Source organism: Orrella sp. JC864, from assembly GCF_037026685.1.
GTDB lineage: Bacteria > Pseudomonadota > Gammaproteobacteria > Burkholderiales > Burkholderiaceae_B > Orrella.
This window is the reverse complement of sequence record NZ_JBANET010000023.1, coordinates 64,640-71,060: the sequence shown is the minus strand read 5'-3', so window position 1 is coordinate 71,060 and position 6,421 is coordinate 64,640. Positions and strand designations below refer to the sequence as shown.

At 70.8% G+C, this 6,421-nt stretch carries 5 protein-coding genes; 3 read left to right on the top strand and 2 right to left on the bottom strand.

Features of this window, described 5'->3' with window-relative positions; translation table 11 throughout:
- Positions 1-132 precede the first annotated feature (132 nt).
- The gene (locus tag V8Z80_RS17920) at positions 133-1,215 is read left to right on the top strand and encodes a glycosyltransferase family 4 protein (protein WP_336062995.1); all 1,083 of its coding nucleotides are present in this window, start codon (positions 133-135) and stop codon (positions 1,213-1,215) included.
- A gap of 28 nt (positions 1,216-1,243) precedes the next feature.
- The gene (locus tag V8Z80_RS17915) at positions 1,244-1,873 is read left to right on the top strand and encodes a UdgX family uracil-DNA binding protein (protein WP_336062994.1); all 630 of its coding nucleotides are present in this window, start codon (positions 1,244-1,246) and stop codon (positions 1,871-1,873) included.
- Here the strand turns inward: V8Z80_RS17915 and V8Z80_RS17910 are convergent.
- Together V8Z80_RS17910 and V8Z80_RS17905 are read right to left on the bottom strand one after the other, a co-directional pair.
- Positions 1,816-3,129, bottom strand: coding sequence for a cytochrome P450 (locus V8Z80_RS17910; protein ID WP_336062993.1), 1,314 nt, complete (start codon positions 3,127-3,129; stop codon positions 1,816-1,818). The two genes, V8Z80_RS17915 and V8Z80_RS17910, sit on opposite strands and share 58 nt — an antisense overlap.
- Positions 3,130-3,133: 4 nt before the next feature.
- Positions 3,134-4,909 (bottom strand): thiamine pyrophosphate-requiring protein, encoded by a 1,776-nt coding sequence (locus tag V8Z80_RS17905; protein ID WP_336062992.1) that lies wholly within the window; start codon positions 4,907-4,909, stop codon positions 3,134-3,136.
- Positions 4,910-5,170: 261 nt separating this feature from the next.
- On the opposite strand from V8Z80_RS17905, the gene V8Z80_RS17900 reads away from it, so the two are divergent.
- Positions 5,171-6,400, top strand: a complete 1,230-nt coding sequence (locus V8Z80_RS17900) for an alpha-hydroxy acid oxidase (protein ID WP_155197220.1) — start codon at positions 5,171-5,173, stop codon at positions 6,398-6,400.
- The last annotated feature ends 21 nt before the right edge of the window (positions 6,401-6,421 follow it).

The following is a 6,421-nucleotide window of genomic DNA, read 5'->3' as shown; positions in this document are numbered from 1 at the left end:
GGGGTTGCTTAGTGTTGCAAGGCGGAAAAGCGCTGCCGGCGGCCTTGTCCTTTCTCACATCGTCCGGCCGCACGGGCAGCGCGGGATGTGCCCGCCCTGTCCCCGCGGCCGGCTTCATCGGGAAACCCTGCCATGCGTATTGCCCAGATCGCGCCCTTGACCGAAGCGGTGCCGCCCACGCTGTACGGCGGTACCGAACGGGTCATTTCCTGGTTGACCGAAGAACTGGTGGACATGGGCCACGATGTCACGCTTTTCGCCAGCGGCGACTCGGTGACGCGCGCGCGGCTCGAAGCGGTCTGGCCCCGCGCGCTGCGCCTGGATGGAAGGGTGCGCGACGGCAACGCCCTGCACATGATGATGATCGAGCAGGTATACCGGCGTGCGCACGAATTCGATGTGCTGCACTTTCACCTGGACTACTATCCCTTCTCGCTGATGTCGCGCCAGCCCACGCCGTTCATCACCACGCTGCATGGGCGGCTGGACCTGCCCGAGCACCAGCCGCTGTTCCAGACCTTCGATACGCCGGCCCTGGTGTCGATCTCCGACGCCCAGCGCCAGCCCATCGCCCGGGCCAACTGGGCCCGCACCATCCACCACGGGCTGCCGCCCACGCTGGTGCAGCCGCTGCCGGCGCAGCCGGCGTACCTGGCGTTCCTGGGCCGCATCGCGCCCGAGAAGCGGGCCGACCGCGCCATCCGGATCGCCCAGGCCTGCAAGCTGCCGTTGAAGATCGCGGCCAAGGTCGATGCGGTGGACCAGGAATACTTCGAAGCCGAGATCGAGCCCATGCTGGCCTGGCCCGGCGTCGAATTCATCGGCGAGATCGGCGACGCGGACAAGTCGGCGTTCCTGAGCGGTGCCGCGGCGCTGCTGGTGCCCATCGATTGGCCCGAGCCTTTCGGCCTGGTCATGATCGAAGCGATGGCGGCGGGAACGCCGGTGATCGCCTATCGGCAGGGATCGGTCAGCGAGGTGGTCGAGGACGGCGTGACCGGGTTCATCGTCCAGGACGAGGAGCAGGCCGTGCAGGCGGTGGCCCGGCTGGGCGAACTGTCGCGTCCGGCCATCCGCAGCCGCTTCCTGGCGCGGTTTTCCGTGCGGCGCATGGCCGAGCAGTACGTCGAGCTGTATCGCGAGATGCTCGAAGGCGCGCCGCGCGACCCGCAGCAGCTGGACGGCGCCTGCGGGTCCATGCTGAACGTGGCCTAGGCGCGCCGCCCGCATGGCGCCCGCGCACATGCTGCAAGCAATGGCCACCACTTCCCCGTCCATCGAGATCGATCCCGGCCAAAGGCCGGCCACGCTGGCGCAATGCCGCCGCTGCGCCTTGTGGCGCAACGCCACCCAGGGCGTGCCGGGAGAGGGTCCGCGCCGCGCGCCCATCATGATGGTGGGCGAGCAGCCCGGCGACAAGGAGGACCTGGCCGGCAAGCCGTTCGTCGGGCCGGCCGGCGCCTTGCTGGACCGCGCCCTGGACGATGCCGGCGTGGACCGCCACGACGTCTTCGTCACCAATGCCGTCAAGCATTTCAAATGGACGCCGCGCGGCAAGCGGCGCATGCACAAGACCCCGGCACAGCGCGAGATCGAGGCCTGCGACTACTGGCTGCAGAAGGAACTGCGCACGGTTTCGCCCAAGGTCGTGGTCGCGCTCGGCTCGACGGCGCTCAAGGCGGTGATGCACCGGCCCGGCATGACGCTCAAGCAGGTGATGGGGCAGGCGCTGGAGCACGAGGGCCGCACCGTGGTGCCTACCTACCATCCAGCCTATGCCCTGCGCTCGCCCAGCAGCGATGCGCGCCAGCGCGCCTACGAGGCCATCGTGCAGGCGCTGCGGCTGGCCGGCGAAGCCGCCCGCGGCACGTAGCGCCTGACCGCGATCGGCAAGCCCGCGCGCGGCAGCGCGGGCAGACGCGCCATGTCGATCATGTGGCCCGGCGGCTGCACCGCATAGTCCAGCTCGTACAGCAGTCCGTCCAGGACGACGTCCATCACCGCCATCGCCACGTTCTCGCCCGGGCAGCGGTGATGGCGCTCGGCATGGCCGCCGCCTTGCGGGATGAGGTCGAACGGCGTGGGCTCGCGCGCCAGGAAGCGCGCCGGATCGAAGGTGTCGGGCTCGGGCCAGCGCCGCGCGTCGTGATTGGTGCCGTACAGGTCCAGCAGCACGCGCCGGCCCGCTGCAAAGGCATGGCCCTGCCAGGTGAAGTCCTGGCGTACCCTGGCGGCCACGGCCGGAAAAAAGGGAAAGTAGCGCCGCACCTCCTGCAGGAAGGCGTGGCGGTAGGCCGCCTCGCCTTCGCACAGGGTTTCGCGCACGGCCGGGTATCGGTGCAGGGCCAGGGCGCAGAACGTCAGGTATACCGATACGGCGACGGTGGGGCGAAGGATGTTGAGCAGTTCGGTGGCCGCCACGCGCGGCGCCAGCAGCGCGCCTTGGGCATCGCGATGGTGGGCCACCGCATGCAGCGCCGTATCGGACGCGGCCTGGGTGGGATCGCGCCGCACCTGCTCGATCAGGCCGGCCAGCCACCTTTCCAGACGCTGGCGCGCCAGGCGGGCGTGCAGGTGCGCGCGCAGGCCGCGCGCTGCGTCGTCGAACAGCGCGGCCAGTTCGCGCGTGCGCTGCGGCGCCTGCTCCGGCGGCAGCGGCACGCCCGCCCAGGCACAGACCGCGCGCGCGAGCATCTGCTGGCAGGCGCCATAGAAAGGCAGCGCCTGTTCGCCATTCCAGCTGCCGGCGGCCCGCTGCCATTGCCCGCGCACATGGCCGGCCAGCGCCTGCACCCGGTCGGGCGCAAGCACCTGCATGAAAAGGGCCTTGCGAACCTGGTGGGCCGCGCCATCCAGGCCCTGCACGGCCTGCTTGCCGAACAGGCTGGCGCGCAGCGGTTCGGGCGCCGCGCCGGCACGAACGAAGCGGGCCGGGTCGTAGAACAGTTCGGCGGCCGGCGCGCCGCGCATGCACACGGTCGGCTGCAGCATGATGCGGGCCTCGAACACGTCCGAGTTCAGGCGCTGGCATTGCCCGGAGATGAAGCGGTAGGGGTCTGCCATCAGCGACAGCGTATGGTCCAGTCCGTCCAGGCGGGGCATCCGGCCAGGGGTTTGCGTGGCTGCCATGTCCTTACCCCGCCCACCATTGCCGCAGGGTGGCCGCGATGGCCGAGCGCCCGGTCGGACCCTCCTGGGTCAGGGCCCGCAGATAGGCCTGGACCTGCTTGGTCGGTATGTGCGGCGGCAGCGGCGGCACCTCCGGATCGGTGACCATTTCCAGCAATACCGGCCGGTCCGCCGCCAGGGCCTGCTCCCAGGCCGGGCCGACCGCTTCGGGCTGGTCGACGCGCCGGCCTTCCAGGCCCAGCAGGCGGGCGTATTCGGCATAGGGAAAGGCGGGCAGCAACTGCGAATCGTCGAAGCGCGGATCGCCTTCGGTGGCGCGCTGTTCCCAGGTAACCATGTTCAGGTCGCCGTTGTTGAGCACCATCACCACGAAAACAGGGTTGGACCATTGGTGCCGGCGCGCAGCCACCGTAATCAGTTCGGTCAATCCGTTCATCTGCATGGCGCCGTCGCCCACCAGCGCGATGACGGGCCGCTCCGGATAGGCCATCTTGGCCGCCAGGGCGTAGGGGATGCCGCTGCCCATCGTCGCCAGTCCGCCCGATAGCGAGGCCATCATGCCCTGGCGCAGCTTCAGGTCGCGCGCATACCAGCCGGCCACCGTGCCCGAATCGCCCGTCACGATGCAGCGCTCGGGCAGCCGCGAGGACAGCTCCCACAGCACCCGCTGCGGGTTGACGGGCTTGGCCGGCACCATGGCGCGGGCTTCGGCGGTTTTCCACCACTGGGCCACGCTGTCCTGGACCTCTTCGCGCCAGCGCGGCGACTTGACCGGCTCCAGGTGGGGCAGCAAGGCCCGCAGGGTCTGCTTGCTGTCGCCGACCAGCCCGATCTCCACGGGATAGCGCAGGTTCAGCATGCGGCCGTCGATGTCGATCTGCACCGCGCGGGCCTGGCCCTCGGCCGGCAGGAATTCGCTGTACGGGAAGGCCGTGCCCACCATCAGCAAGGTGTCGCACTCGTTCATCAGCCGCCAGCTGGCCTGCGTGCCCAGCAGGCCGATGGCGCCGGTCACGTAGGGCAGGTCGTCGGGTACCGCCGCCTTGCCCAGCAGCGCCTTGGCCACGCCAGCGCCCAGCAGTTCGGCCACCTGCATGATTTCCTCGGTGGCGTGCAGGGCGCCGGCGCCCACCAGGATGGCGGGCTTGCGTCCGGCATTGAGCACTTGCGCCGCCTCGCGCAAAATCGCCTCGTTGGGCACGTGCGCATGGCCCGAGCGGCCGATGCCGCTGTGCACCGTGCCGTGCTCGCGCGGGGGCTGGGGCACGGCCTGCAGGCGCTGCACATCATTGGGCAGGATGACGCAGGTGACGGTGCGGCGCTCGATGGCGATGCGCATCGCCCGATCGAGCAGGTGCCGCACCTGTGCCGGGCTGACCGCCGTCTGCACGAACTCGTGCGCCACGTCCTTGAACAGGTTCTGCAGGTCGATTTCCTGCTGGTAGTCCCCGCCCAGGCTGGCGCGGGCCTGCTGGCCCACCAGCGCCACGACGGGCTGGTGATCGAGCTTGGCGTCGTACAGGCCGTTGAGCAGATGCACGGCCCCGGGTCCGGAGGTGGCCACGCACACGCCCACCTCGCCGGTGAACTTGGCGTGGGCCGCGGCCATGAAGGCGGCCATCTCCTCGTGGCGCACCTGTACGAACTCCACCGTCTCGGGTACGCGCGCCAGCGCGCCCATGACCCCGTTGATGCCATCGCCCGGATAGCCGAACACGCGCTTGACCCCCCATTGCGCCAGGCGCTCGACGATGAAGTCCGATACGTTCTGTTTCGCCATGGCCGATGCTCCTGTTCCTGGTGCGCATGCCCAGGAAAGAGGCAAGTGCCGTGCCAGGCGCGCCGGCGTGCCCGCGCAGGGCGGCCAGGGCGCGCGGCGGCCGGCGCGGGGGACGCAAGATTTGGCCGGGGCGGTAATTTTTGCCGGGCCGCGGTGCCGCCGCAGCGCCGGCCGCCGCTTTCTTCCCCGCGGCGGATGGTCTATCTTGACGGGCGCGGCGCGCATGCCGCCGCGAGCCTTGCCATTTTCAGGATTCAGACCATGACTGCTACACGGGATGCCGGCGCCGGCCGCCCCGAACTGGCCGCCTATGCGGCCGCCACCGGGCTGCCGCGCCGCCTGCGCGGCCTGCTGTGCCTGGACGATTTCGAGGCGGCGGCGCGCCGCCACCTGCCGCGTCCGCTGTTCGGCTACATCGCCGGCGCCGCGGAAACCAACCGCTCGTACCTGGACAACCGCCTGCAGTTCGACGACTACGCCTTCGTGCCGCACGTGATGGCGGATGTGAGCCGGCGCACGACCGAGACCACGCTGTTCGGCCGGCGCTACCGCATGCCTTTCGGCATCGCGCCGGTGGGCATCAGCGCCATCTCCGCCTATCGCGGCGACATCGTGCTGGCCCAGGCCGCCCAGGCGGCCGGCGTGCCGGCGGTGATGAGCGGCACCTCGCTCATCCGCATGGAAGAGGTGGCCGCCGCCGCGCCGGGCACCTGGTTCCAGGCCTACCTGCCCGGCGACGACAGCAAGCTCGACGGCCTGATCGCGCGGGTGGCGCAGGCCGGTTTCCAGACCCTGGTCGTGACGGTGGACCTGCCGGTGTGGGCCAACCGCGAGAACAACGTGCGCACCGGCTTTTCCATGCCGCTGCGGCCCAGCCTGCGCCTGGCCTGGGACGGGCTGGTCCGGCCGCGCTGGCTGCTGGGCACCTTCGCCCGCACGCTGCTGCGCCACGGCATGCCGCACTTCGAGAATTCCTTTGCCACGCGCGGCGCGCCCATGTTCTCGGTCAGCGCGCTGCGCGACACCACGGGCCGCGAGCACCTGAACTGGGCGCATATCCGGCGCATCCGCCGGCAGTGGCAAGGGCCGCTGGTGGTCAAGGGCATCCTGCACCCGCGCGATGCGCAGGCCGCGCTCGATTGCGGCGCCGACGGCATCGTGGTCTCGAACCACGGCGGGCGCCAGCTCGATGGCGCGGTGGCTCCCTTGCGGGTGCTGCCGCGCATCGTCGATGCGGTGGGCGGGCGGGCCACGGTGATGATGGATGGCGGCGTGCGCCGCGGCGCCGACGTGCTCAAGGCGGTGGCGCTGGGCGCGGCATGCGTATTCGCGGGCCGGCCCTTCATGTATGCGGCGGCGGTGGGCGGGCGCGAGGGCGTGGACCACGCCCTGAAGCTGCTGGGCGACGAGGTCTCGCGCAACCTGGCGATGCTGGGGCTCGACAGCCTGGACGCGCTCTCGCCCGACTGCCTGCAGGCGCGGCCGCGCTAAGGCCAGGGGCGGGCGGCGGCC